Source organism: Vibrio sp. 10N, assembly GCF_036245475.1.
Taxonomy (GTDB): Bacteria; Pseudomonadota; Gammaproteobacteria; order Enterobacterales; family Vibrionaceae; genus Vibrio.
Window position 1 is genome coordinate 681,227 of the sequence record NZ_BTPM01000002.1, and the last position, 26,371, is coordinate 707,597.

A 26,371-nucleotide genomic window follows, 5' to 3' on the forward strand; every position below is an offset into this window, starting at 1 on the left:
AAATTCATCGAGCGTAAAATACGTAACATACTGTTACTCTTGGTAATCTCTATTTTTGATTGTTGTGCAAATGTAACGAGAAATGAATGAACAAAAAGCACACTAAAAACGACTAAAAAGCGCACTTGAAATGTCATTAATAAGGAATCACAATACCCGTAAAATGAGATTTCAAAATTGAAAATGGACATTTCAAACGCGTTTGTAATTATTTGTTGAGGTGACGTATGTTCATGACCAAAATTCTAATGTTGCTAGGTGTGTCTCTTGGAGCGGGCTATGCAGCCGCGGACCACATCCACTCTTATCTTCTTGGTTTATCTATTGCTTCTCTTGCAGTTGGTGCTTGTTACATGATCGCATTTGCGAGCACACGTTTCCCACAGTTTGCGATGGGGCTGCTGCTGTTGGGGTCTATGGCGAAGCTTGTCGTCACTGTGGTAGGGGTAGGCCTAAGTATTTCGAACGACATGATTACGTCACCAATTGTGTTTGCACTTTCCTATTTGTTCTACATTATCGCAGTGAGCTACTTGTGGTTTAGCTATCGCGATAGCATCACACCTGTGCCGAAAGGATTAAAAACGCACGCAGCATAATCACCCGTTAGGGTATGTTACCTGAACGCAAAAGCCGCCTGCTCGAATTGAAGAGCAGGCGGCTTTTTCATTTTACATGTTACCTTTTTCAAAACCTTCATTGGTTGAGCACATCAATTGTGCGTAACTTAACCGATTTTGATGCTCGTTGGTGCCTTGTTTTTTGTAGCGAGCGGTTAACATTTCATTTCGAAAGCGGGAAAGTTTGGCGACTAAAAAATAGTTTGCCGCCAATCAACAACCCCTCTTGTTTAGAACAGATATTCCAAAGTAACGGACCAGTTTCTGCCAGGTTGGGTATACAAGTCATAGTTTTTTGGAGACATAGAGCCCGGCGTTACCGTTTTCGATCTTAAATCGTCATGCAACCAGTATTTGGTATCAAAGGCGTTAAACAAGCCTGCTCGCAAGGTAAGGTCTTGCATCGGGCGGTAGTATGCAGTCAGATCGACAACAGCATAACCAGGTGCATCAACATTCTTTTTGCTTGCTTCTGCATCTTTGTCTTGCCATTCGGTTTTACGACTAGCCATTGTTACCGAGCTTAGTATGCCCCAATTGTTGGCTGCGTTGTCATAACCAAGTGCAAATACGGAGCGAGCTGGGGTAATAGTGTCGAGCTGCTCTCCTGTATTTTTGTCCTCACCATCGGTGTAGGTAAGTGAAAAGCGCGAGTACATTCCTTGCGGAGCACCTAACCATTCATCAAGCGCCACATTAGTAGAGAACTCAACGCCGCGAATATCAACATTGTCTAGATTGACCATGGTGTACACATCTTTACCACTGACTGGATCCGTTCCAAGATCTTTTTGAGAAATGAAATCGGTGTACTGATTGTAGAAACCAACAAGCTCATAGGTCGCGTTTTGTGATTGGCTACGGAAACCAACCTCATACGATGTGCTGCGTTCCGACTTTAGGTTTGGGTTAGCCTTAATGATGGCACCTTGGTTATAGGTGTAATACAAATCATGAACTGTGGGCGCTTTAAAGCCTTGGCTAATTTGACCGAATACACTGTATTGCTGAGTCAAGTGATAAACCGCACCTAACTTGGCAGAAAAATCCTCATCCTGATAAGCACTGACTTCATTGCTATAGCCATCACTTTGTTTTGGATCGGTTTTGAAACTGTCATAACGAAGACCCGCATTAAGGACGAGTTGTTCATTCAACAAGAAAATTTGGTCGTCAATGAATAAGCCAAAGTTGGTTGTTGTGGCATCTGGCACACCAGTCGAGCCAACACTATTCCCTGATTGTTTGTAATCATCGTTATTCAGTTGGAAGCGATTATCTTTGTAGCTAGCGCCGTATGTTAATAAGTGATAATGGCTATCGAAATCCAATTGTTTGTGGAGCTGAGTATCAAACTGCCAAGAGCGGTCTTCCGCATCTCGTTGTCTTAATCGGTCGCCGTATAGGTTGGTGTTATCAAAGTTTTTATTTAGGCTACGACTATCTTGGTAGTTGATAGACCAATTAAGATCATCGGCCACTACGCTATTCAGTTGCCATTGATGTTCAAAACCTAAGCGCAAGCGTTTGTTCTCATCTGAGGTATTTCGCGAGTTGTAGGTAAAGTCCATTGGCCCCATTGGTATTGAAATACCGTAGTAGGAGAGCTCATCTTCTTTGTGGGTATAGTTGTAATACTCGCCCGTCAATCCAATGCGGTGATTCTCATTGAGCTGATAAAACGCTTTTGCTAATACATTGCCGAGCTGTTTGCTGGCAGGGTTTGCTGCACCACGTTGATCACCAACAACATCAGAACCGCTGCCGTGAGTTTTCGTTTCCGAGCCATCGGCGTAGGTGAGCATTAACAGCGTTTCAAGCTTGTCCTGGCGCATAGCCCACGTAGCGGTGGTTTTAAAGTTTTCATCTGCAGAGCTGTAACCTGTTTTGATCCCAAAACGATGTTCGTTACCTTCCGTGACAAGCACATCATCCGGGTTCTTGGTTCTCATAACCACTGCACCCGCTACTGCATCTGAACCAAATAGGGACGAAGACGCGCCTTTATTGACTTCAATCGTTGCCAGCGTGTCGACCTCGATAGCATTGGGATATTTACGTTGTTCTCCAGCGCCGGGGTTATAAGCGACAGGCTGTTGAACACCATCGACCATTATCTTGACTCTAGACCCGTTCATGCCCCGAATGTTGAAGCCAGATAAACCAAAGCGTCCGCTACCTTCAGCTTCCACGCCAGGTAAGTACTTCACGGCTTGCTTGATATCACTCGCCATTGTTTTTTCGAATTCTTCGCTAGTCACCTTACTGATTGACGTAGACACATCCGAATAGGCTTGAGGTGTTTTAGTGCCTGAAACCACAACGACATCGTCATAAGACTTAGCGTCAATTTCTGCTCTTAGTTGTGGGGATAGGGCTAACAATACTGAGGTTGCGATGAGCTGCTTTTTGAAGGGGAACTGGTACATCAACTTAATCCATAATAATAAATGTGAGTAGTGCCTAAAAAGGGTTCGGAGGTGATAATACAGATCTAAATGATAATTACTATTATTATCATCAAAATAATTGATCGAGAGAGCAAAAAACATCCAGCTTGTATAACTTGTCCAGTTTTGCTATCACTGACAGATAGTTAGCGAATAACACAAGGATCTGAAATGTCGTTGTCGATTACCTTAGAAGCACTCACCATTCTGGACGCAATCGAGAGAAGAGGCTCATTTGCTGCGGCCGCAGCAGAGTTTGAACGCGCTACATCTTCTTTGAGTTACCAAATGCAAAAACTTGAACAAGATTTGGATATCATGATTTTTGACCGTTCCGGTCACAAAGCCACATTGACGGAAGCAGGAAAATTGATTCTTGAAAGAGGTCGAGTGATTCTACAAGCCACGGAAAGCATGATTAACGAAGCTCGTCTTTTGGCGAATGGCTGGGAGTTGGATTTAACCATTGCGTACGACAGCATTATCCCGGTCGCTAACTTTTTTGACCTTGTCGATAAACTGGGCAATGTGAGTAAAACGCGCGTCAAGTTAGAAGAAGAGGTATTAGCAGGGTGTTGGGAGGCCTTGAATGCAGGCCGCTGTGATCTCTTGGTATGTCCGCAACCCGAAGTGTTACCGCAAGGCGTAAAGGCAGAGCGGTTAGGGGAAATGTCCATGACTTGGGTTGCAGCAACAAATCACTATGTTCATAAACGCAAGGGTGAATTCGACAGCGAAGCACGTAGCAAATACAGAGTGATAGCCATCGCAGATACAGCAAGAGAACAACCGGCGTTGAGCGTTAATATTCTAGAGAAACAACCAAGGCTGACAGTATCAAGCCTGGATGCCAAAATCGAAGCTCTCACTTCTGGGTTAGGTATTGGTACATTGCCATCCCAAGTGGCGGATAGATTGATAGCTGAAGGAAAACTCAAAGCCATCAAAGACACAGAGGTAAGTAAAATCGATGTGATATTGGCATGGAAACGAAATCACATTGGTGAAGCTAAATCCTGGTGTATACGCCATCTTACTAAAACATGGGATCTAAAATAGGGGCTCGCGCCCCTTTTTAATCTTGCTATTCTAACTTTAACACCATATCTGCGACACCATCTTCAAACTGTACATCCAACTCAAATCCCAGCTTTTGAGCAAGGGTCAACATACCGCGATTGGTTGGCATCGTCATTCCTGAGATTTGTTTGGTTTCCTTATTTTTGCAGTAATCAATGATCTTGTTCATCAAGATACGACCTAGACCGTTTCCTTTAAGATCGGATCGAATTAGGATTGCGAATTCTGCGTCGCTGTTATCAGGCGTAACCAGAACGCGAGAAACACCAATGATATGCGGCGTTTGGTAACTCAAATCGACGGCGACAAAGGCCATTTCTCGGTCATAATCAATTTGAGTCAGGTTGGCTAGAGCTTCATGATTAAACTCGCCAACATCAGAGAAAAAGCGTTTATACAGATCTTCCTTGGTGACATTATTGATAAAATCCGCGTGATAAGGTTCATCTTCAGGCCTGATAGGACGCAGTAAGATTTGAGTTTCATCGCGTAGAGTTAAGGTTTGTTCCATCTCAGTTGGGTAAGGGCGAATGGCCAACCTAGATTGAGGCTCTCCTTCAAAGCGTTTAATCACGACAGACGCATCAAGGATGGTAATATCGTCACCATTTAGAAGTAGTGGATGAATATCCAGCTCATGTATTTCAGGGCAAGCTACCACTATCTGCGAAATTTTCACCAAAAAGCCCGCCAACTTAGCGAGATTGATAGCATTGGGCGATTGTTGGAACTTGAGTGTTCCTTTATTGATCGCATTAATAATGAGGTAACGCGCCAGTGCCATGTTTAAAGGCGGTAATGCAGTCACAGCCTCTCGTTCGATGTTCCACTCGGAACCGCCTTGACCAATAAAGATCGCCGGGCCAAAGGTTGGGTCACTAAGCACTTTGACACGAATTTCTTGTCCACCTGCCACTTTCGCCATTTGCTGCACAGTTAAACCTTCAATACGCGCATCTGGGTATGACAACCTGGTACGATCGAGAATAGATTGGGCGGCATTGGACACTTCTGGAGCATCCTTTAAGTTCAGCATGACACCGTGGATGTCTGATTTGTGGGCGATATCTGGTGAACGAAGTTTAACGGCGACTGGGTATCCAATCTTATCCGCTAAATGAATCGCTTCTGACTGGTCATGCGCGAGCCATGTTGGTAATGTTGGCAAATCAAGAAGATCAAACAGTTGCTCACAAACATGGGATTCTAACGAAGAAGAACCCGTGGCTTCTGGCAACGTGGCAATCTGTGTCGCGAGCCATTCGTGAGCTTTATCGAGCTGTTCGGTCGAGTAGGAGTCCGTCGTGGTAGGTGTTTCCATTAACTGCCATTGGTTGCGCCTGTACTCCACTAAGTGCATGAACGCAGTGACGGCACTTTCTGGTGTTCGGTAAGTAGGTATCCCTTGACGCGTAAACTGCAATCTGGCTTCTTTCGCGGTTGCTTCACCTGACCAATTAGTCAAAATATTGAATCGTTTCGACTTAGGGTGAGCATGAACTGTCTCAATCACTTCACGAGCCGTTTGCGATGATTCAGCCGTAGCGGAAGGACTGTGCATGATAAGTAGCGCATCGATGTCTTCACTATCCAATATGATCTTTATCGCCTGACAATATCGAGTAGACGTGGCGTCGCCTCCTAAATCGACAGGGTTCGATTTTGCCCAGTTGCTGGGTAAAATCTTATCTAACTCATCGATGGTCGACGTGGATAGCTGCGCTAAGCTACCACCTTTATCTGCCAAGGTGTCGAGCGCCATCAAAGCAGGGCCCATCCCGTTGGTAATAACCGCCAGTCTTTCACCACGAAGTGGGACAGAGTGCGTTAGCGTTTCTACCGCTGCAAACAACTCATGAGTGTTATTTACTCTTAGCATTCCAGCTCTTTGAATGGCTGAGTCGTAAACGATATCAAACGATCCTAAACCATGATGGGGCTGGGCAATGGCACTAGCACTATGTCGTCCTGCTTTCAGTACCAAGATACGGCGATTGCGAGACGCTGCACGAGCGGCAGAAAGGAAGCGACGGGCGTCTCGGATGGAATCCACATAAAGTAAGATCGCTTCGGTTTTACTGTCACGCGATAAGTAATCAAGAATGTCATCGAAATCAACGTCACTACCGTTGCCGATTGAGATAAACGCTGAGAACCCGATGTTCTTATCATTAGCCCAATCTAAAATAGTGGTACAAACAGCAGAGGATTGTGAAATAAACGCGAGCTTTCCTGGTAGACAATCGACGGGTGAAAAAGAGGCGTTAAAGTGCTGCCAGGGCAGTAAAACCCCCAAACTGTTAGGGCCGATGATTTTCATTCCTGCTTGTTGGGCAATACGTAAACAGGTTTGCTCAATCGTGTTGTCGCCATCATAGGGCACCGACATATCAGAGGCCATGATTATGGCCACTTTTACACCCGCTACTGCCAAATCGTTAATTAAATCGACATTCCTATCGCCCCTTGTACAAAGAATGGCAATGTCTGGTACTAAAGGCAGCTCACTTACCGAGCGGTAACAAAGAATGCCATTCACTGATTTATATTTAGGGTGTACGGGTAAAATAGTGCCTTGATAACCTCCCATTAGAAGGTTTTTTATCACGACGCTGCCCGCCCGATTCGGTTTACTAGAGGCGCCAATTACGGCAATAGAGCTGGGTTTGAAAAGAGTGTCCAACGACATAGCGTCTCCCTGACAGTGGGTTGCTACTAAGCCAATAAAAGCGACTTATCAGCTTCTTTGTTACATAAGATGCATTATCCAACAATAGTAGACTAGCTTTAAATCGATTAAAGTTGGTTTGCTCTGAAATTTAGATATAACGTATTGCTGTGCCTCAATTATTGTGTAACATGTCACAGGTAGTTAAGACAGGGTTCTGGAATCATCGATAGATGACATTCCTGTCTGATAAAGGATAGACATTAGCAAATTCAGGCAGTGATACGATGAAAAAAGTGGTGATAGTGAGCTTAGCAGCCATGTTGGCAGCTTGTGCCTCTGGTGATTACACAGCAGAAGTCAAATCAGAAAGTTATCGCGAAGATTATCAGCCGGTAGCAGCAAAAACAGCAGCGCCAGTCGCAGTAGCGACAACAACTGCCGCGAGCGCAGAGCCAGAAAAAGTGGCTAAGAGCAAACCTGTTGAAACTAAAGCGGCAGAGCCAAAGGTTCAGTCAACGTCCGCTCAAACAGCCTCCGCGGCTCCTAAGCAGAAAACTGCGCCAGCAAAAGCGCAACCTGCACAGCAAAATAAGGTCGTGAAAATTGTTCCGCCAACCAAAAAGCAGGCTGAGCAAAATGTTCGTTTTGGTTACACCATTCAAGTTGTTGCTGTAGGCAGCCAAGACAAAGTTGAGAGCTTCGCGAATAAGTTACCGACAAGCAGCCAACCAGTATGGCAAAACTACAAAGTGGTAAACGGTACGAAATGGTACGCGCTACTATATGGAGACTTTGCGTCTAAAGTAAAAGCACAACAAGCGATTAAGACGTTACCGAAAGAGTTCCAAGATTTAAAACCGTTTGTTCGTAGTATCGACAAGATTAAAAAATCTGACTATCCGACGCTGAGCAAGCTTAACTAGTTCAATATATGTCGACAATGCCCAGCTCTTTGATGAGCTGGGCATTTTTGTATGTAAACTGCTCATTCAAGTGAATAAATAGCAAATTTAACAGATTTAGAACTGAATATTGCTGTTCAATCGTTTATGATTCGTTGAAAGCAATCCAAGGACAAGCTTAAGATGTCAAAACTCAATATCCTACTTCTATGTGGTGGCGGATCTGCCGAACATGAAGTATCTCTCGTCTCTGCAAACTATCTCGAAAGCCAACTAAAATTGAACACTAAGTTCAATGTCACCAGAGTAGAGATCACCACAGGCGGCTGGAAGTGCAGCGACGGGCACCTCGTCGTATTGGACCTAAACCAAAAAGCACTGGTTGGAGAGCATCTTAAACTCGATATCGACTATGTCGTACCATGTATTCATGGTTTCCCAGGCGAGACTGGCGATATTCAATCGCTGTTTGAAATGGCCAGCATTCCATATCTAGGTTGTGGCCCGGAAGCAAGCAGCAATAGCTTCAACAAAATTACCTCAAAACTTTGGTATGACACGCTCGATATCCCAAACACACCGTATCTATTTCTAACCGAGAATGACGATAAAGCCCATCAAGATGCTGCTGAAGCATTTGATAAATGGGGTAAGGTGTTTGTCAAAGCAGCTAAACAGGGCTCATCTGTTGGCTGTTACAGTGTCACTGACAAGGCGAGACTCGATGAAGCGATCGATGCGGCGTTTGGTTACTCCGATCAAGTCGTGGTTGAGCAAGCTGTTAAACCAAGAGAACTCGAAGTTGCTGCTTATGAATACCAAGGAAAACTGGTCATTACACAGCCAGGCGAAGTAACGGCGCCAGATGGTGCGTTTTACAGCTACGATGAGAAGTACAGCGCTGACAGTCACTCAACGACAACCGTTGAAGCGACAAATTTAACTGACGAACAACGTGTTATTATTCATGAGTCTGCTCGAAAGGTATTCACACAGATGAAGCTCAAACACCTTTCCCGAATTGATTTCTTCCTAACCGAAGACAATCACATCTACCTTAATGAAGTGAACACATTCCCGGGTATGACACCAATTTCTATGTTCCCTAAGATGGTAGAGCATTCAGGGATCGCTTTTTCTGAATTCTTAACGGATTGTATTGAGTCTGCATTCGATTAATCGTTATTTTTGTTGGTTTTGAAGAGAGACTTTTCCTCTTCAGACAGCGTTGCTTTGCCACTGTATTGCAGTGGCATTGCCGGACTCGCCCAGCGTCCAAATTCCTGTATATCCCTGATTTTATGACCTTCTTTCGTTAGTTCTTGAACTACGCCGACCCGTCCAGATTGTGATGACAAACTCAGTGTGGCATCTAATCCAAGTAAATTGCTAGCACGCTTTAGCACTCGATGAATTGAAGAGTCGTCCAGCGCGGAATCACTAATATTGCCATGGCGGTCGATAGCTCTGAATAGAACAGAGTAGGGAACATGTTCCATCCAACGCTTTACACACTCGCCAGCCTGTTCGCTAAGTGGATAGGTTTTATCGTCAAGTGTTACCGTGTAACTATTGTCGGTCGAGCTAATGTCTTCCGCCATTAATGATTTCAATTCGCGTCGCTTCAAAGCACACTCATAAAGCAAAAAGTAAATGGCGAGATCGCGGCAATCTTTCTTTTCGTCACTCCTGATGAGTTTCTGATACAGCTGGTCTAAGTGCACCGTGGTAAACGCAGTGGTTTGCTTCACCTTGTTATAACTGTCTATTTTGAGTTTGTTCATGGCAAGGCCAACATGGCGTGAACGGGTAGGGTCTTTATAATCAAAAAGATAGTGAACAACCGATATAGTGACAAGGTAACGTCTTACACTGCTGTATTTTTTCTCCTGCTTAGTGTGGTCGATAAATTCAAGCATTGTCGCTTCCGATGCTGGCAAGGAAGGATGACTACGCAATTGGCAAAATTCATTAAACGTACGCCAGTCCTTGGACATCGCCAGATTTGTACTACGTGAATAACAATTTGAAGTCATGTCGCCAAACTCTTGATAACTAATGGAAGAGCGTAGCAACCCTTTAAATTTGTTAGCTTGGTCAGATTCTGTAATACGCGGGATGTCTTTTTTCATACTGATGCACTATAACTTAATTGATTGACTTACAATACCTGATAACATGTCAGGTGCACAGTGTTACTACAACGATACAAGAGAAAAGTCTTTATGGCTCTAGCGAGTTATCGAGGGTTTACCCTTAAATCCATCGGCTCTTCCAATCAAACATGGAAAGTCACTATTAAAAACCGTGAACTTCAGGGCACATTAGCTGCCGTCAAGAAGAGTATAGACTGGTGGTGCGATACCGCATCAATCATTGACCCAGCTACACTAGCTGCTGGTACTGAAAAAGCACCAGCCAAAGGTAGCCAGGAAAATTTCAACGGTTTTACCATTCGTAACGACACCGGTGAAAACAACGCATGGTACTGCATGTTTAATGGTAAACTTATCAAAGGTGGTAAGCTTGCTATCCAACGACATATCGAAGCTTACCTAATTGCAAAAAAGAAAGCCGAACTAGCAAAGAAATAATATGACTCTCGTATATTCAACGGAAACAGGCCGTATCAAAGAAGAAAAACAAAAGCCAGAACGTCCTAAGGGCGACGGCATTGTTCGAATCCAAAAACAGACCAAAGGCCGTAAAGGAAAAGGTGTCTCTATCATTACCGGACTAGATCTCGATGACGCGCCACTCAAACTGTTAGCAGCAGAGCTGAAAAAAGTCTGTGGCTGTGGCGGCTCTGTGAAAGACGGTAATATCGAAATCCAAGGTGATGCACGAGATAAGATTAAGGCCGCACTCGAGAAAAAAGGCTACACAGTTAAGTTAGCCGGCGGTTAATGTTAATACCATTGGACATCGTCATAAAGTCAGCATTTCAGTGCTGACTTTTTTGTGTCTAGAACCACATTATCTAAATCGCAGATTAAGATAATGTGGTTATTAGGTATTTTATGGTAAATCGACGTTATGGTTAAATTGAATGCCTACAGGAGGCAAGAGGGGTAAAAACTGACAAGAAATGAAGCTCGGCTACAGTTTATTTAACATAATATACATAATGCGTACTAAGGATGGTAAGAGTTAGATAGTGATCTCTCTACCACAGTTACAATGTCTTCCCGAGCTCTTCGTGAGATTGGCGCTGCCGGTTTAGCTGACTAAGCTCGCGAAAAGCTCGACTATCATCGTTACCCGAACGACTCTACCTAGATATTAAATTGAATCTAGTTCGTGATAACGGCGCAGATTTAACACCGACACTTGCTCAATAGAAACTGTTCAGGCTGCACAACTTATCCATATCTAACTAGTCGTTATACAGTTACACGATTTCGAATGACTTGTGGACGCCATACGCACACCGCCAGCCTGTATCTATCAGACTCACTATTTTCTGTTACTCTTGACGAAGCACCAGATCTTGGTTCGCAAACCTATAATGAACAGACCTCAAGAATTTTGACTGTATGAGAAACTAGCTGGTTTATCACCAATTGTCACTTGTTACAAACGTTCGAACCAACCCGCTTGATCACCTTTCATCGATGTACTGCTATCAGTTTACGTTTCTTTCTTATTGTTGGTTCAGTGGCTGACACCCCATATAACGTCTGTTAATACAATAACCGAGTGATTAGCTTTGCTCAGCTTAATGAGACTAAGTAATTTTGTATGTTTACAGTTATGAACTCGATACTGTTTGTGTTTTTACTCATTAGACTTTTAGTTATAGTGCGCCATGTAGTGACGGCGTCACATTAAATTCTCTCTCTCCTACTGATAATAACGCTGCACATAAGGGCTTAAATTACACTGTAACGCAGCAGACTGGTTTATCTCTACCATTAGAGCTATTGGAAATATGAATGTCTAAGTAAAAAAACACCCTTTAACTCACTTAGAACTTAATTAAGTTGGTAAATACCTACTGTTATTACAAGCTATATATAGCGGGCAGAATAATCCACTACACTCTACGCGCCGGCAAACGCTGCATGTAATTTAATTACAGCACCACTTTAGGCTAACGCTCGGCGAAGTGCTTTATCCTGCCATAACTTACTGATAAATAATATAATTCAATTAACTTCGGCGGTTTCAAGCCATGGTTTTAGCGCAATATGACCACCCATTCGAAAAGCTTATACATGCTTTTCAGGCACAAAAAAACCCACCATTTGGTGGGCTAACTATTCGGTGTCGACTATCAGTCTTCTTTACTATTCTGTTCTGAACGAATTTCTTCTGCAACCATCTTAATCGCTTGGGCAGTACTGATACCCTGCTTCATGAGCTCTTGAATTTTTTCGACGGCCGCTTGTTGCTCTTCGTGGCTTAGTGTTGGTAAATCATCAAACATTTAGTCCTCCAATTACTACGGACATGAGTAATTGGAGGACTATAGACGAATTCAAGTTAAGCGCAAGGGATTTAGATTAGTAGGTTGCAAGAAAATTGACTGATGCTCCCATCGCTTGAGGAGATGTATAGCTTGCTGCAACAGAAAGTTCAAACAGATTAAGTGGACTTAGTCCAATACCAGCCGTTAGTGTTCCTTCAGAATCTCGAGCGAGGTTTTTGTGATACCCTCCCCTTAACTGTATTTGACGAACCAAATCGACCTCAATACCGGCACGGAACATTTGTACATCGTCATCAAACTGGGTGAATTTTTTCTCTTTGTTCAGATCATAGTCCACCGATAGCTGGAAATAGTCAGCAATGAAGCCAGCACCTACCGTATAGAGCGGCTGTAACTGGTATTGGTAGCCATAGGCGACATCACGCCCGCCTACTGTTACGAACCCACTTTTGGTATCAATGCTTCTTGAAAGCATGTTTCTTGCAGAGATACCAGCACGGAACGGACCATGAAACCACAACGCCCCCGCATCTAAATTAAAGGCTACATCACTGGTAGCATCTTCACGAATGTTATCAAACTTAAAGTCTTGCAATGAATTTACACTGGTATACGTGTAAATTCTCTGGATTTTTGGTGACAGTCCAAACGAGAAGTGTTGGCCATATAGTGTCTGATATTTAGCTAATGAAATACCAATTTCGGTAACGGCAACAGACGCTGTCTTAATAGCTGTATCTACTGCCTGTTGAATTGGGTCTGGGTTATCAGGTGCGATATCAGGCGTTGCCACATTTTCGATGTACGCTTTACCAAAAATGTTCGCTGCAATAAATCGATTTGGGATGCCGAAGGCGACAGCCCCCCCAAAATCGACTTTGGCCTGGGTACCAGAAAGCGCTTGAAGTGCCGCTTGCGTTGCAGGCCAGTCATCGCGTTCGGCGGCACTGACTGCATCATCCACTTTGTCGAGTAGTTTGTCTTGATCGTCGTAGCTGATCCCTAAACTCGGCACCAACATTCCTGCATCGTCATTGCGTCGGTAGATCGCCGTTAGAGCTGGATTATAGAAAGGCGCGGTTAAGTATGACGCAGACACAACACCTGTGCCCCCCATTGCATCGCCTCGAGCATCTATTGAGAGTGTCGATGCGGCTGCATGGCTTGAGGCCATTGCCGTTGCGGATAGTAAAACGAGGGGTTTGAGTTTAGTCTTCATAAAAATAACGCCGTTAATCCTTTGTGTAGGTATTAACGGCGTCAATTATAAATACTTTAGCGGTTGGCTAGGAAATGTTTGAAAATGTGCTACTCGTCAGCAGAAACATCAAACGTTTTGTTGATGATTTGTGCGCGTTCAAATCGAATAGGCCCTTGCCAGCGACTTTGCTTCATGGAAACGGCTAATACATATCGATCAGGCGCTATGCCTTTGGTGTTCAGGGTGGTTGGATAGTCGGACTCATATTCCTGACCCCAAACCTGAGTGTATTTTCCGTCGATATAGTCAAAAAGCCCAACTTCCAGCTTAGGCAATGGGCAGTATGGGTTGAGGAGCGCGTTCTTCTTTACTTGCCACTTATCTTTCGACGACCATCTAACCGTCTGTTTTAAGGGTTGATTTGTCAATATCAGCCATTGACTCCAACTCTCACTGTTAACAAGGGACACATCTAATCGATAGAGGCCAACTTCTAATGGTGATGCAAGATTATAACGAATTCCGTAGGTAGTTACATCAGTGACGCTGTCACTACTTCCATTTATATAGAATTCGCTGTCATTCGACACGCGCTTATCAACCCAGCGCTTAAGGCTGATTTCTGACACGACTTTGTTTGAGTCCAGCTCAATCGTTGAGAGATAGGTATCACGACCGGGACTTTGGATTGTTTGCTGTTTGACGACAATATTTTCGACCCAATCAGGTAAAGGCTGGGATGAATAGCCTTTACCGCAATCGACACTGAGTGATTGTAGAAACAGTTTGTTAATATGCGATCGTATGCTTTTACTTGGCTGCTGTTGCCACTCTTCAACTAATGATTGAAACATGGATTCAAGATCATTATTGAGTAAATGCTTATGCGCTTGAGAAATGGTCGAGGTCCCCTCAAACCAATCGGCACCAACAGAGGTTGATGCCGACAGTAACGCTATGATTGCAAGTTTACGTGCGTTTACCATTAGCCCTTCATTTTGTAGCCAACACCGCGAAGTGTTTCAATTTCCAACCCTGGAAGCTTTTGACGAAGCTGAAGCACGTGTGTATCAACAGTACGAGTGGTTGGGAAGTGATTGTAACCCCATACGTGATCAAGCAATTCATCACGAGTAAACACACGACCTAAGTTGCTAGCTAAGAACAACAGCAAATCGAACTCAGTACGGGTCAACGTGATAAGATCACCTTTGTAGTTTACTTCACGAGTGGCTTTGTCGATAACAAGGCTATCTGTCACTACTTTAGAGGCATCTTCTGCATCGGCTTCAGGAGCACGAAGCTGAGCACGGATACGTGCAAAAAGCTCTGCTTCAGCGAATGGTTTGGTTAGATAGTCGTTTGCGCCAGCATCTAGGCCAGTCACTTTGTCTTTAACAGTAACCAATGCCGTAAGCAAAATAACCGGAACATCTTTGGTTTGCTTCCAACCAGCAAGGTGCTCTACCGAATCACCATCTGGAAGCTGTCTGTCGAGAATTACCAAGTCTGCTTGTTCCCAATACTGTTCGACCTGAGAAATAAGCTCGGCGTGCAGGACGTTGTAACCCGCCAGTTCCAAACTTACCAATAGTCCATCAGCTAGATTCTTGTCGTCTTCAACAAGTAGCAGTGTCTGTTTCACAAGGTATCTCCAATATAAAAGTTGTTGGTGGGCCGACGAGTGACATTTTACCGCCCATTCGACCAACCATGGATTCTACTATTGTAAGCCCTAGCCCTAATCCGGCTTTACTTACAAATGGCTTACGAAGCTCTCGCCAGTCCTTAGCCGTTAATTGTCCATTGTCTATCACTTCAATTTTAAGTGAGTTTGATGACGTAACGACATTTAAGCTCACTGGGGCAACGCCATATTTAATCGCGTTGCGTATCAAATTATCGATGCAGGTTCCCAGCCAATAGATGTTAATTTTAGCGGCTACATCTTGATTGATAGTCAATTTTACGTCAGCTTCAAACTCTTCTTCTGCTTTATAGCTTAGCCAGTCTTGTACAGAAGGCAGCCACTCAGTGGCCAGTGGTTTATTGTCTGACTGCAAGTAATCTTTACTCGCCTCTGCTAGTTGACGCAAACGTCGAGTATCTTCACATAAGCGTCTGAATTCATCATATACAGTTTCGGGTAAGTGCTCAAACTCTCGGCGGAACCCTTCAACGGTTAACGACAAACTAGCGATAGGCGTTCTAAGCTCATGCGTCAATATTTGCAATACCAGCATGCGGCTTTTCATTTCTTGTCGCTTTGAGTTCCAACGGTAGATAGACCAACCAATAACCAACAGAATGTTAGCAATGATCAAGACGATCATACTGATTCTCAAAACGTCAGAATGATCTTCTACTTCCCAACACAAGTTGCCGCGCTGAACAAAACAGGTATTCGTTTGCGATGCTAATTTAAAGTTCAACCCTGCTTGTTTGGCGTTTTCCCTCCATTGAGCCGCGTCGAACAGATAATAAATGTCCCCTCGCCTTAGCCAGAGCTCTGAGTTTTCCACAAACATCGAGGATCCACGAATCAGTGAAATAACCGTCGCCTCATCCATGATTTGCAGACGTCCAAGCAATGAGCCTGGTGCAGCAAGTTCACGTTCTTTAATGTGCATGTATTTTTGCAGCACATCTTTTTGATCCGGATACTTTATGATGTAGCGAGCCGCATAGGTACCACCACCAGGGTGAATCAGACCGCTACGTGCGAACCATTTGGTTGATAGCTTCCTTCCACCACACATTGCTCGAGTATAGACCAAAGGTTCCGTAATCAACGGGCTCAAAGGCAAAGTACCACTGCAGTTTTCAGCTAAACGGTACAACTGCTGAATTTCCTTAAGTGGGTATTTCGTAGTCTGTGGCAGCATAGACACTGGCGTAAGCAGCTGCGTTGGGTAATCCGCCTGAATAACGCGAACATCGTATGATGCCGTCGCCTGTTCATAATCGAAAAACTCTACGAACTTATCGATTCGTTCGGGCAAAGACTCAGCCATTACCGTATGGGAATAGCTCAGTGGTAACGACAGCAATAAGGTGTAAAGTATTTTCTTCAAAAGACGCGTCTTGTGGATCGTTTGTGGCATGGATTTTTACACATTATCGGCAAGAACAAAGCTAAGTGCACGCAATTATTTTGTTAATTCGTTGTTTGTTGATGCAAATGTGCACAAAAAAGACGTCAAAAATCCTCTCAATACGATACAACGAGAAAAGTGTGGCAACAAAAAAGCCACCCAAAGGTGGCTTTCGTTATTATTTGGATAGAGAGTTCCCTACAAATGCTTATTAATGTTGTCAACGGACTCTTTCGCGTCACCAAATAGCATTGCTGTGTTCTCTTTAAAGAACAGTGGATTCTGAACACCAGCGTAACCGGTGTTCATAGATCGCTTAAACACGATGACGTTTTGTGCGTTCCAAACTTCAAGCACTGGCATACCAGCGATTGGACTGTTTGGATCTTCTAGCGCTGCTGGGTTAACCGTATCGTTAGCACCGATAACAAGAACAGTATCTGTTTCGCCAAAGTCATCATTTAGCTCGTCCATTTCAAGAACGATGTCATAAGGTACTTTTGCTTCTGCGAGCAGTACGTTCATATGACCCGGTAGACGACCTGCTACTGGGTGAATACCAAATCGCACTTCTACACCTTGAGCGCGTAACTTTTCAGTGATTTCATGCACCGGGTACTGAGCCTGTGCAACCGCCATGCCGTATCCAGGAGTGATGATAACTGATTTGCTGTTTTTCAACATCTCTGCCACTTCTTCAGCTGATGTTTCGCGGTGCTCGCCTTGCTCTTCATCACTAGAAATGACCACTTCTTGACCGAAGCCACCTGCGATAACACTGATAAACGAGCGGTTCATTGCTTTGCACATAATGTAAGAAAGGATGGCACCCGACGAACCTACCAATGCACCGGTTACGATTAAAAGGTCGTTCGACAACATGAAACCAGCCGCCGCTGCTGCCCAACCAGAATAAGAGTTGAGCATCGAAACAACCACCGGCATATCCGCACCGCCAATAGATGCCACCAAGTGATAACCAAATACAAGCGCGATCGCCGTCATCACTAATAGCGCAAACATGCTACCGTCAGCTTTTACGAAGTAGATCATAAGTAGCGTTGAAACAACAACGGCTGCCAGATTCCACTTGTGCTTATGAGGAATATTGAGTGGCGACGATGAAATCACACCACGCAGCTTACCAAAAGCAACAATAGAACCAGTAAAGGTCACCGCACCGATAAACACACCAAGGAATACTTCTACCAGGTGAATAACGTGATGAGCGTGAACCTCAGCTGCTGCCAATGTTTCAACATTTGGAATTGCCGGTGGATCGATGTAGCTGTTGTAGCCAACAAGCACGGCTGCCAGACCTACAAAACTGTGGAGAATCGCTACCAACTCTGGCATTTCCGTCATTTCTACCTTTTTAGCGTAGAAAATACCGATTGCCGCACCGATCACCATCGCGACGATGATCCATGCAAAGCCTTGAGCGTCAGGGCTAAAGATTGTCGCAATAAGCGCAATCGTCATACCCGCAATACCGTAGTAGTTACCGTTACGTGCAGACTCTTGCTTAGACAGTCCCGCTAAACTCATGATAAAAAATAGTGCAGCTACAATGTAAGCTGCTTGTACTAATCCTGCAGACATTGTGACTCCTTATTTATCTTTGCGGAACATTTCAAGCATACGCTTGGTCACGGTGAAACCACCGAATATGTTGATACTGGCTATTAAAACAGCGATGAACGCCAAGAAAGAGACAACGCCATTGCCTTGCCCAATCTGTAGCAACGCACCAACAACGATAATGCCTGAGATCGCATTTGTTACTGACATAAGCGGTGTATGTAGCGCGTGCGTCACGTTCCATACAACGTAGTAACCAACCACACAAGCTAGTACAAATACCGTAAAGTGAGATAAGAATGCTGCGGGAGCAACTGATGCAACCCAACCAAACACGCCTACTGCCGCAACAAGGCCAGCCAATTTTTTAACTGGAGAAGTCGGTTCTTCTACTTTTTCAGCCGGTTTTGGCGCTTCCGCTTTTGGTGCCTCTGGCTGAGCAGAGACTTGAATTGGTGGCGCAGGCCAGGTGACTTCGCCTTCCTTAACGACTGTTACACCACGAAGAACCACGTCTTCAAAATTGATGTCGATGTTGCCATCTTTCTCTTTGCAAAGCAGTTTTAGAAGGTTAACAAGGTTGGTTGCGTATAGCTGAGAAGATTGTGTAGGCAGACGACCTACCATATCGGTATAACCGATGACTTTCACACCGTTGTCAGTGGTGATCACTTTATCGGCTACTGTGTATTCGCAGTTACCACCGTTTGCCGCAGCAAGGTCAACGATAACGCTACCCGGCTTCATCGCGTCAACCATTTCTTTGGTAACAAGTTTTGGCGCAGGACGGCCAGGAATAAGTGCCGTTGTAATGATGATATCGACGTCTTTCGCTTGCTCCATATAAAGCTCAGCAGCTTTCTTATTGAAGTCGTCAGACATCTCTTTGGCGTAACCATCACCAGAGCCAGTGTTTTCTTGGTAGTCAACTTCTAGGAAGTCAGCACCCATCGATTCTACTTGCTCTTTTACTTCTGGGCGAACGTCAAATGCACGAACAATAGCACCAAGGCTACCCGCAGCACCGATTGCGGCAAGACCCGCTACACCGGCACCTGCAACGAAAACTTTCGCCGGTGGTACTTTACCTGCTGCAGTGATTTGACCTGTAAAGAATCGACCAAATTCGTGTGCTGCCTCAACGACTGCACGATAACCTGCAATGTTCGCCATAGAGCTCAGTGCATCAAGTGCTTGAGCGCGAGAAATACGAGGAACCGCATCCATCGCCATGACGTTAATATTTTTGCTAGAAAGCTTTTCCATTAACTCTGGGTTTTGAGCAGGCCAGACAAAGCTCACCAGGCTCGCGCCTTCTTTAAGTGATTCGATTTCTTCATCACTTGGCGCATTAACTTTCAGAACTAAGTCTGACTGCCACACTTCTTGTGATGAGATGATCGTTGCTCCGGCAGCTTCATACGCTGCATCGTCGAAGCTTGCAAGCAAACCCGCTTGCGATTCCACTGAGACATCGAATCCCAGTTTTAACAGCTGCTCGACCGATTTCGGCGTTGCAGCGACTCGCGTTTCTCCCGCGAGGGTTTCTTTTGGCACACCAATTTGCATAGCTATTCCTTAACTATTGGCAGAAGTATTGTTCTTTTTTAACCAACTGAGTTCGTAACATCAAGCTATTTGTAACTGAAATACATAATTTCATTACATATAACGGAAAGTAATGACTTTTAAACAAACTTATCTAGTAAAAAAACCACACGAAAACCCCAATTTAGAGGTCATACCAGTGCAATATTACCTATACTTGGGAAATTTTCGTGTAAGTAGGTCATATTATGACAATATTTGCTGCAAACAGATGACCAACGTCAATTAAATCAATCGACTCAAACTGGTCTTTCCAGAACAAAAATGCATCAAAAAATGGTGTTAAAAAATCGTTTCACCCATTTGATCTATGAACATTTTGGCTTTCTTGAGCATCATCTCATTAGCATCACCTTCGCTTCCTAGTACATCTGAGCGAATAAATCGGTGCTCTTTGATCTCTTCACCAAATGCTTTAGTGATCCGACCCGCAATGCGATATTGACCATTTTCTGCAATGGCCTCTTGGTAGATAAGAAACCCCTTGTACTCAACAGGTTCGACTTGCTTTGGCTCCGGCGCTTTGCCACCACCAAACAGCTTTGAAAAAAATCCCACAGGCTTTCCTTAACAACAATTTCAATCAAAGTCTCATGTTCGCTATTTTCTAATTTAGGGTCAACTTGAATCTCTAGAAGTTGTCGTGTTACTGCCGAATAAGCCCAACCTATAGGAAGATAATCCAAGCCCCATTGAACAGAAGAAAATTTCTAAACATTTAATAGCAAACACTATTTTTATAAACATTGCGGGGAAGGATCAGGTTTTGCTCCCCTAAATGACAAAATACTTGGCAAAACATTAAATTACCGTATGCTAAAGCGTTGGAAGATAACCTCAATCGAAGTACCTGAGTTCTTATTTAATGGCGACATCATTTACCAGCTCGAATCTATTTCGTCTCTTCATGCCTATGTTGATGATGATTGGTGTGTTAGTTGGTGTAAATCATATCATTGATGCTACTCAAGCAAATTCTGGCTTTGTGACCAACCTTCCCTATATTCTGTTTGGTACGGCAATTGCCTTGAGTCATACCTTCAAACAGTCTCGAATGGCTATGGTTGCCTTTTCTATGCTTCTTGCCTATTTGGTTATCCAACTTAGACTACAAAGTCCGCTTAGTTCAGGTACGACGCTTCTCGAATTATCGTTATTGAGCCTGCTGCTTCCCGTGTCTTGCTGCCTAGCCTACTTATTCTCTGATACCGGCGTTATCAGTCGGGGTATGGCTATCTTTGGTATCACCATTACAAGCTTCGTTGGATGGACGGCATTGATACTATCGCACTTCGCAGGCGGTGGATTTTTAGGGTTTGAAAGCGATTTGTTGATGGCATTTCCACAGCTTTCACGCTTACCACTGGTATTGGTGCTTTATACTATAGCTATAGTGGGTGCCACTGGCATTTTTCTGTTGAACTACAACCGACCGATCGATGCCGCTGTATACGCGTCGATCTTTATGGCCGGTGGTACATTCATCCTATTCCACGTTCCCTACATTTCCAGCACTCTGTTTTCTCTAGCTGGTGTATTGATCATTATCTACGTCATCTCCGCCAGCCATCAAATGGCCTTTAATGACCGATTGACTAACATACCGGGTCGCCGAGCTCTTGAAATGGATATGAAACATCTAGGAAGAAAGTTCACCATTGCTATGCTCGATGTCGACCACTTTAAATCCTTTAACGATACGTACGGGCACGACACAGGCGACGATGTACTTAAACTTGTGGCATCACGTATGACTGAGGTTGGCGGCAATGCCAAAGTGTATCGGTATGGCGGTGAGGAATTCACTATTTTGTTTAAAGGTAAGACGGCAAAAGACAGCAAGCCATATTTGGAAGAACTGCGTGAACAAATTCAAAACTATCAAATGGTCATCCGGGATGAAGCGAAGCGCCCAGTAAACAATAAGCAAGGCGCCAAAAAACGAGGTTCTGATAGCAATAAATCTACGGTGAGTGTCACGGTAAGTATTGGAGCCGCAGACAGCAAAACGACACGCAAACCCGAGGATGTATTGAAAAAGGCGGATAAAGCACTCTACAGCGCGAAGGAAAAAGGCCGTAACCAGGTTCAGTGCGCACGTTAATGTGACTACTCTTGATTAAAGAAGAGCACGAGACTTCCACCTTTTAAATCACTACCATAATTGATGCTCAACCCAATCCCGACATTGTCCACCATAGGTATATGAAATGGCGGTGTTAACAGCCAACCAAGTGTTCCTTCGTAATAATGACTAGAGCCTAGTATTCCGAGCGTATCGCCCCCGATATCAACTCTGCGTAAACTGGTATACACAGTTTGGATAGAGCGGCCCCAGTCTGTCACATCGTAGAATAGTTTCGCTTCATTCGACCAATACCACCCTTCCGGTGTGCCGACATCACCATCATTGGCCTGACCCCATCCATAGCCGGAGAAGTAGTTAAAGTTTGATTTAAACTTCACCTGGCCCCAAGCTTTATCTTCCGTATAGTTAAAACCGACTTTAGGTTGAAATGATGTCGCCCAAGCTGTGGTGTTAACCAACTTCCCGTCGATAAAAGGTTGAAAAAGCTTAGAGAATTGCGATTGAAAATCGTAGTTACTGTTCAAATATTGAAGGTGGACCCCTACGCCAGTTTCAAACGTCCAGTTCTGCGAAAAGTGAATTTCTTGCTCGTATCCACTGAACACACCTAGCACGTATTTTCTGTGGCTATCTGGGCCATCAATGATTTGGTCGTCAATTCTTAGTGCCGAGAAGCGCACGACTGCTCGCTGTTGAAATGCGTTGTCTTTTGAAAGTTCAAACGTTAACGGTAGCGTTGAAACACCGATGCTCTTACGTCGATCAAGTGCTTCTTGAGAGCCGATATCTTCGTTATCGATATTGAAGACCGTGTTTGGGTCAAAATCTTTGAAACCCAACGTTAATGCATCGCTATCCGTCAGTATGATTGCCGCTGCGAAATCTTCCTCAAAAATGTCTCTAAACTCTGGATCTGCATGAGCTGAAACGTGACATAAAATAACCGAAGCCACTAGGGTCTGAGAGACTCTCAACTAAACAACCTCATTAACGAACGATATAGCAATACGACTGGTCAACACGGTGCCGTCGAAGTTTGAGAATAACAAAAGCGTTACCTCTTTGAGTAACGTTTTGTAAGAAGGGAGGCACTCAACTTTCATCAACAGTCTAGCTTCGCGCCTTCGTGTTGATTTCTGTGCCACTATTAGGATAAAAAACCCTATGAAGTAGTGCTAATAATATCGCTTTCTAACTCCAATACGTATCGATTACGACCACTTCGTTTCGCTTGATACAGCAGCTTGTCAGCTCTTTCATACAGCTCATTAATCGATTCCGTACCGGTTGGGATCGTACTATACACCCCAAGTGACAGGGTCACTCTATCCGAGGTTTGAGAAAACTCATGCGGGATATTCAGGCCGACGATGCCATCTTTCACTCTTGCGGCATTCTCTTCAGCCTCTGATGCATCAGCACGGCTTAGTAAAATGACAAACTCTTCTCCACCGTATCGACCAACGTACTCACCAGAACGAATGAACATAACATCTAAAAACTGAGCGATACTGATCAAGCATTGATCGCCTTCTGTATGTCCGTAGTTATCGTTAAACGCTTTAAAGTGGTCCACGTCCATGAGTATGACTGACAGGGGCATTTGATGCCGTCCGTGCCATTGAATCAGCTCGGTGAGTTTTTGGTCCATATAGCGGCGATTAAACAGCTTGGTTAGACCATCTTCATTGGCTTGATGCTGTAACGCTCTATTCGCTTCTTCTAGCTGAGAGCTCGCCTGTTTGAGCTCACGTCGCATATGAGCGATGCGCTGCATGGCAATCAATTTGGACTGCAACACAATTTTATTTACCGGTTTTACGAGGTAGTCATCACCACCCGCCTCTATCGCTTTGGCGATCATCTCAGGTTCATCATGACTACTTAGGAATATGATGGGTATCCAGTCTGCTTTATAACGCTGACGTATTTCAGACGCGACTTCAAAACCATCCATTTCAGGCATGGAGATATCTAAAAGCACAAGCTCAGGATCAAACGATGGATACAGTGCTAGCGCCTCTCGCCCACTGGCTGCCACCTCAACCTCGTGCCCCAGCTGCTTGAGACGTATCTGTAGCTGCATTCTTTCCAACTGAGCGTCATCAACGAGAAGTATTTTCATCGAAGAATCTATGGACATCATAAGCATCCTTGTCTTTGTATTATGCCGATGTATTGTTAATATAAACCACATATTAGGACAATATTCAAACAGTCCCACAAAAATCACAATAATAACAGCTTGTTTGCGCTGAAAACGCACTTTGAGCTGGGCATTATTGGATGAGTTGGATTATTATTGTCTTTTAGTAAGGTAATCGCAGGATTATCAGTAATCGTTACACAGAGAAAGCTGTATGTCTGACACACAAAACACTGAAACCCCAATTGTAGACCTAGAAACGGTATCCGCTGAACTCAAACAAGTGATCCTATTTGATGAGGTACCAGAAGAGCTTTACAACATGGTGGTGTCGATTCACGAAGTGACGGAAGAAGCGGTTCGTGAAGCATGGGACTCGCTACCGGCTAGCGCACAAAACATTCTAGACAACTTTGAACAGTTCCACGCTTTGATCTCGGTAAGCCAAGCCTTCGCTGGTGTAAGTGCACTTGAAGAGTTCACTACCATGGAACTGCCAGCAGACATGAGCGATGACGACAAAGAAGCTTACAAAGCTGAACTTCTTGATAAGGTTTTGAGCAACTGCATCAAAGACATGGTCAAGCAAATCAAGAAAGCACGCCGTGATGCGATTCTAAAGCGTGACTTTAAAGAAGTATTCGTAAAGTAATCGGATCTGAATCGTATAAAAGCCACTCAATGTGGCTTTTTTTATAAGTGCGGCTCCAGTGCGACATCTTTCTGCGCCACGCTGACGCCTTTTATCTGAGCATACACTGCTTGTCCGACGTGCAGTTTAAGATCATCTACAGCCCATTGGGTTACTGTTGCGACCAATTCACAATGATCATCTAACGACAAAATCACTTCTACGCTCTGCCTCGGCGTCCCTTGTCCGCCAAGCGCAATCGCCTTTACGGTGCAGGGTAAAATATTACGAATAGACGTACGCTGTGCTCGGCTTAACGCGATCGAAACATCATTAGCTCTAACTCGCAAGCGAACAGCCTCGCCGACAGCGGCTTCTGTTCGTTGAACCCACAAATAGTGATCAGGTGTTAAGGCAAGTTTCGTCAAACCATAAGTGTCATTCTGAGCCACGACTTCACCTTTAAACAAGGCACTTTTATCCGAAAATGATTGCCATGACTGCATGATTTTAGAACCCCAAACGTGCTCAATCAGACCCGATTCAACGACTTTACCGTTATCTATAATCACAAGATGTTGTGCGAGGCGCAAAATTTCATTCAAACTATGCGTCACATATAAAATCGGGATATCGACACGACTCGATAATGCCTCCAAAAAAGGCATGAGCTCACGCTTTCTTGGGTTATCCAGAGATGCTAGTGGCTCATCCATTAGCAACACTTTAGGCTTGCTGAGTAGCGCCCGACCAATGGCGACTCGTTGCTTCTCGCCTCCTGACAAAGAACTTGGATAACGCTCAAGTAGAGACTCAATCGCCAGTAGTGCGACTACTACTTGGAAATACGCCTCATCACTATCAGTTACACCGTAACGCAAATTACGTTCTACTGACAAATGTGGGAACAAGCGCGCATCCTGAAACACGTAACCTATTTCACGTTTTTCGATAGGCACATTAATATGCTGATTGGAATCAAATAACGGGCGGCCATTGATGGTGATTGCACCTGAATCTGGCTGAGTCAAGCCACTGATAAGGTTAATCAACGTCGTTTTTCCCGCACCTGAGCGTCCAAAAATCGCAGTAATGCCACTAGATGGTAACGACGTCTTAAGATGAAATGAGCTCGTCTCAAAACGCTTTGTCACATCGATATCTAACGTCGTCATTTAGTCACTCCCAGCCGGCGCCCCACCCAACGATTTATAGATTCAGAAAAATAGAGTGACGCAAGAGAAATTACGATGGAAATAATGCACAGCCTCATTGCGGCGGATTCCGCGCCTGGGGTTTCTAGGAAGCTGTACATTGCCAACGGGATAGTTTGAGTTTCGCCGGGAATATTAGATACAAAACTGATAGTTGCACCAAACTCACCCAGACTCCTCGCAAACGACAGCATGGTACCACTGATAATACCGGGGATTACCAAAGGTAATGTGATGGTCCAAAATACCCGCAATGGCGATGCGCCCAATGTTCTGGCGGCTTGTTCGAGTTTATGGTCCACACTGTCCATCGACAAACGAATAGATCTAACCATCAACGGAAGTGCGACAATGATGCATGCCAGTACTGCGCCCCGCCAGCTAAAGCTAAAACTTACCCCTGTGAGTTGGTAAATAAATTGGCCGATGACGCCTTGCTTTCCCATTGATATCAAGAGCAAATAGCCGACAACCACCGGTGGCAACACCAAGGGCAGATGGATAACACTGTCTAAGACACTTTTACCAATGAATTGCTTTTTACTTAGCAACCAGGCGAAAAATACGCCAATGGGGATCAACCAAAGTATGGCGACACCAGCGACCTTTACACTTAACTGTATTGCTTCCACTTCATAGTCGGTCAACATA

The 26,371-nt window shown here is 44.3% G+C and carries 23 protein-coding genes; 8 read left to right on the top strand and 15 right to left on the bottom strand.

What is annotated here, in order from left to right; genetic code table 11:
• Nucleotides 1-233: 233 nt before the first annotated feature.
• Nucleotides 234-599: an NADH:ubiquinone oxidoreductase gene (locus AAA946_RS19205; RefSeq protein WP_338166372.1), complete on the top strand. Its 366-nt coding sequence runs from the start codon at nt 234-236 to the stop codon at nt 597-599.
• A 251-nt stretch (nt 600-850) separates the two neighbouring features.
• Here AAA946_RS19205 and AAA946_RS19210 read toward each other — a convergent pair whose 3' ends face one another.
• Nucleotides 851-3,049, bottom strand: a complete 2,199-nt coding sequence (locus AAA946_RS19210) for a TonB-dependent hemoglobin/transferrin/lactoferrin family receptor (RefSeq protein WP_338166373.1) — start codon at nt 3,047-3,049, stop codon at nt 851-853.
• 192 nt (nt 3,050-3,241) lie between these two features.
• On the opposite strand from AAA946_RS19210, the gene AAA946_RS19215 reads away from it, so the two are divergent.
• Nucleotides 3,242-4,129: a LysR substrate-binding domain-containing protein gene (locus AAA946_RS19215; RefSeq protein WP_338166374.1), complete on the top strand. Its 888-nt coding sequence runs from the start codon at nt 3,242-3,244 to the stop codon at nt 4,127-4,129.
• Between the two features lie 25 nt (nt 4,130-4,154).
• Here the strand turns inward: AAA946_RS19215 and AAA946_RS19220 are convergent, their stop codons facing one another.
• Nucleotides 4,155-6,839 (bottom strand): bifunctional acetate--CoA ligase family protein/GNAT family N-acetyltransferase, encoded by a 2,685-nt coding sequence (locus tag AAA946_RS19220; RefSeq protein WP_338166375.1) that lies wholly within the window; start codon nt 6,837-6,839, stop codon nt 4,155-4,157.
• Between the two features lie 266 nt (nt 6,840-7,105).
• On the opposite strand from AAA946_RS19220, the gene AAA946_RS19225 reads away from it, so the two are divergent.
• Together AAA946_RS19225 and AAA946_RS19230 are read left to right on the top strand one after the other, a co-directional pair.
• Nucleotides 7,106-7,744 (top strand): SPOR domain-containing protein, encoded by a 639-nt coding sequence (locus tag AAA946_RS19225; protein WP_338166376.1) that lies wholly within the window; start codon nt 7,106-7,108, stop codon nt 7,742-7,744.
• Between the two features lie 162 nt (nt 7,745-7,906).
• Nucleotides 7,907-8,902: a D-alanine--D-alanine ligase gene (locus tag AAA946_RS19230; RefSeq protein ID WP_338166377.1), complete on the top strand. Its 996-nt coding sequence runs from the start codon at nt 7,907-7,909 to the stop codon at nt 8,900-8,902.
• Here the strand turns inward: AAA946_RS19230 and AAA946_RS19235 are convergent.
• Entirely contained in the window at nt 8,899-9,855 is a 957-nt protein-coding gene (locus AAA946_RS19235) for a tyrosine-type recombinase/integrase (RefSeq protein WP_338166378.1), read from the bottom strand. The genes AAA946_RS19230 and AAA946_RS19235 overlap by 4 nt on opposite strands.
• 93 nt (nt 9,856-9,948) lie before the next feature.
• Between AAA946_RS19235 and AAA946_RS19240 the strand changes: the two genes are divergently transcribed.
• On the top strand, nt 9,949-10,317 hold the full coding sequence (locus AAA946_RS19240) for a DUF3319 domain-containing protein (RefSeq protein WP_338166379.1): 369 nt from the start codon (nt 9,949-9,951) through the stop codon (nt 10,315-10,317).
• Between the two features lies 1 nt (nt 10,318).
• On the top strand, nt 10,319-10,630 hold the full coding sequence (gene yciH, locus AAA946_RS19245) for a stress response translation initiation inhibitor YciH (protein ID WP_042495943.1): 312 nt from the start codon (nt 10,319-10,321) through the stop codon (nt 10,628-10,630).
• 1,369 nt (nt 10,631-11,999) lie between these two features.
• On the opposite strand, the gene AAA946_RS19250 is transcribed toward yciH, so the two are convergent.
• From AAA946_RS19250 to AAA946_RS19285, 8 genes are all read right to left on the bottom strand, one after another.
• Nucleotides 12,000-12,152, bottom strand: a complete 153-nt coding sequence (locus AAA946_RS19250) for a YoaH family protein (protein WP_338166380.1) — start codon at nt 12,150-12,152, stop codon at nt 12,000-12,002.
• Nucleotides 12,153-12,228: 76 nt separating this feature from the next.
• Nucleotides 12,229-13,374, bottom strand: coding sequence for a conjugal transfer protein TraF (locus tag AAA946_RS19255; protein ID WP_338166381.1), 1,146 nt, complete (start codon nt 13,372-13,374; stop codon nt 12,229-12,231).
• Between the two features lie 89 nt (nt 13,375-13,463).
• Nucleotides 13,464-14,342, bottom strand: a complete 879-nt coding sequence (locus AAA946_RS19260) for a DUF2861 family protein (RefSeq protein ID WP_338166382.1) — start codon at nt 14,340-14,342, stop codon at nt 13,464-13,466.
• Nucleotides 14,342-15,001, bottom strand: coding sequence for a response regulator transcription factor VxrB (gene vxrB, locus AAA946_RS19265; protein ID WP_338166383.1), 660 nt, complete (start codon nt 14,999-15,001; stop codon nt 14,342-14,344). The genes AAA946_RS19260 and vxrB overlap by 1 nt, the downstream gene beginning before the upstream one ends.
• A complete protein-coding gene (gene vxrA, locus AAA946_RS19270) occupies nt 14,976-16,370 on the bottom strand; it encodes a sensor histidine kinase VxrA (protein WP_338167201.1) in 1,395 nt (464 codons plus the stop codon). Before vxrA ends, vxrB begins: the two co-directional genes overlap by 26 nt.
• 279 nt (nt 16,371-16,649) lie before the next feature.
• Nucleotides 16,650-18,053 carry a Re/Si-specific NAD(P)(+) transhydrogenase subunit beta gene (gene pntB, locus AAA946_RS19275; protein ID WP_338166384.1) on the bottom strand — a complete coding sequence of 468 codons (1,404 nt, stop codon included), beginning with the start codon at nt 18,051-18,053 and terminating at the stop codon, nt 16,650-16,652.
• A 9-nt stretch (nt 18,054-18,062) separates the two neighbouring features.
• A complete protein-coding gene (locus AAA946_RS19280; protein WP_338166385.1) occupies nt 18,063-19,601 on the bottom strand; it encodes a Re/Si-specific NAD(P)(+) transhydrogenase subunit alpha in 1,539 nt (512 codons plus the stop codon).
• 321 nt (nt 19,602-19,922) lie between these two features.
• On the bottom strand, nt 19,923-20,198 hold the full coding sequence (locus AAA946_RS19285) for an HlyU family transcriptional regulator (RefSeq protein ID WP_338166386.1): 276 nt from the start codon (nt 20,196-20,198) through the stop codon (nt 19,923-19,925).
• 307 nt (nt 20,199-20,505) lie between these two features.
• Between AAA946_RS19285 and AAA946_RS19290 the strand changes: the two genes are divergently transcribed.
• The gene (locus AAA946_RS19290; protein WP_338166387.1) at nt 20,506-21,744 is read left to right on the top strand and encodes a GGDEF domain-containing protein; all 1,239 of its coding nucleotides are present in this window, start codon (nt 20,506-20,508) and stop codon (nt 21,742-21,744) included.
• A gap of 5 nt (nt 21,745-21,749) precedes the next feature.
• Here the strand turns inward: AAA946_RS19290 and AAA946_RS19295 are convergent, their stop codons facing one another.
• Together AAA946_RS19295 and AAA946_RS19300 are read right to left on the bottom strand one after the other, a co-directional pair.
• Nucleotides 21,750-22,703, bottom strand: coding sequence for a Solitary outer membrane autotransporter beta-barrel domain (locus tag AAA946_RS19295; RefSeq protein ID WP_338166388.1), 954 nt, complete (start codon nt 22,701-22,703; stop codon nt 21,750-21,752).
• A 188-nt stretch (nt 22,704-22,891) separates the two neighbouring features.
• Nucleotides 22,892-23,875, bottom strand: coding sequence for a GGDEF domain-containing protein (locus tag AAA946_RS19300; RefSeq protein WP_338166389.1), 984 nt, complete (start codon nt 23,873-23,875; stop codon nt 22,892-22,894).
• A 214-nt stretch (nt 23,876-24,089) separates the two neighbouring features.
• Between AAA946_RS19300 and AAA946_RS19305 the strand changes: the two genes are divergently transcribed.
• The gene (locus tag AAA946_RS19305) at nt 24,090-24,527 is read left to right on the top strand and encodes a DUF3069 domain-containing protein (protein WP_338166390.1); all 438 of its coding nucleotides are present in this window, start codon (nt 24,090-24,092) and stop codon (nt 24,525-24,527) included.
• A 41-nt stretch (nt 24,528-24,568) separates the two neighbouring features.
• On the opposite strand, the gene modC is transcribed toward AAA946_RS19305, so the two are convergent.
• Together modC and modB are read right to left on the bottom strand one after the other, a co-directional pair.
• Entirely contained in the window at nt 24,569-25,681 is a 1,113-nt protein-coding gene (modC, locus tag AAA946_RS19310) for a molybdenum ABC transporter ATP-binding protein ModC (protein ID WP_338166391.1), read from the bottom strand.
• A complete protein-coding gene (gene modB / locus AAA946_RS19315) occupies nt 25,678-26,370 on the bottom strand; it encodes a molybdate ABC transporter permease subunit (protein WP_338167202.1) in 693 nt (230 codons plus the stop codon). Before modB ends, modC begins: the two co-directional genes overlap by 4 nt.
• Nucleotide 26,371: the final 1 nt, after the last annotated feature.

Bases quoted from the DNA above. Each gene is read 5' to 3' on its own strand.
- AAA946_RS19205 (WP_338166372.1), top strand. From the start codon at position 234: ATGACCAAAATTCTAATGTTGCTAGGTGTGTCTCTTGGAGCGGGCTAT.
- AAA946_RS19210 (WP_338166373.1), bottom strand. From the start codon at position 3,049: ATGTACCAGTTCCCCTTCAAAAAGCAGCTCATCGCAACCTCAGTATTG.
- AAA946_RS19215 (WP_338166374.1), top strand. From the start codon at position 3,242: ATGTCGTTGTCGATTACCTTAGAAGCACTCACCATTCTGGACGCAATC.
- AAA946_RS19220 (WP_338166375.1), bottom strand. From the start codon at position 6,839: ATGTCGTTGGACACTCTTTTCAAACCCAGCTCTATTGCCGTAATTGGC.
- AAA946_RS19225 (WP_338166376.1), top strand. From the start codon at position 7,106: ATGAAAAAAGTGGTGATAGTGAGCTTAGCAGCCATGTTGGCAGCTTGT.
- AAA946_RS19230 (WP_338166377.1), top strand. From the start codon at position 7,907: ATGTCAAAACTCAATATCCTACTTCTATGTGGTGGCGGATCTGCCGAA.
- AAA946_RS19235 (WP_338166378.1), bottom strand. From the start codon at position 9,855: ATGAAAAAAGACATCCCGCGTATTACAGAATCTGACCAAGCTAACAAA.
- AAA946_RS19240 (WP_338166379.1), top strand. From the start codon at position 9,949: ATGGCTCTAGCGAGTTATCGAGGGTTTACCCTTAAATCCATCGGCTCT.
- yciH (WP_042495943.1), top strand. From the start codon at position 10,319: ATGACTCTCGTATATTCAACGGAAACAGGCCGTATCAAAGAAGAAAAA.
- AAA946_RS19250 (WP_338166380.1), bottom strand. From the start codon at position 12,152: ATGTTTGATGATTTACCAACACTAAGCCACGAAGAGCAACAAGCGGCC.
- AAA946_RS19255 (WP_338166381.1), bottom strand. From the start codon at position 13,374: ATGAAGACTAAACTCAAACCCCTCGTTTTACTATCCGCAACGGCAATG.
- AAA946_RS19260 (WP_338166382.1), bottom strand. From the start codon at position 14,342: ATGGTAAACGCACGTAAACTTGCAATCATAGCGTTACTGTCGGCATCA.
- vxrA (WP_338167201.1), bottom strand. From the start codon at position 16,370: ATGGCTGAGTCTTTGCCCGAACGAATCGATAAGTTCGTAGAGTTTTTC.
- pntB (WP_338166384.1), bottom strand. From the start codon at position 18,053: ATGTCTGCAGGATTAGTACAAGCAGCTTACATTGTAGCTGCACTATTT.
- AAA946_RS19280 (WP_338166385.1), bottom strand. From the start codon at position 19,601: ATGCAAATTGGTGTGCCAAAAGAAACCCTCGCGGGAGAAACGCGAGTC.
- AAA946_RS19290 (WP_338166387.1), top strand. From the start codon at position 20,506: ATGGCGACATCATTTACCAGCTCGAATCTATTTCGTCTCTTCATGCCT.
- AAA946_RS19300 (WP_338166389.1), bottom strand. From the start codon at position 23,875: ATGATGTCCATAGATTCTTCGATGAAAATACTTCTCGTTGATGACGCT.
- AAA946_RS19305 (WP_338166390.1), top strand. From the start codon at position 24,090: ATGTCTGACACACAAAACACTGAAACCCCAATTGTAGACCTAGAAACG.
- modC (WP_338166391.1), bottom strand. From the start codon at position 25,681: ATGACGACGTTAGATATCGATGTGACAAAGCGTTTTGAGACGAGCTCA.
- modB (WP_338167202.1), bottom strand. From the start codon at position 26,370: ATGTTGACCGACTATGAAGTGGAAGCAATACAGTTAAGTGTAAAGGTC.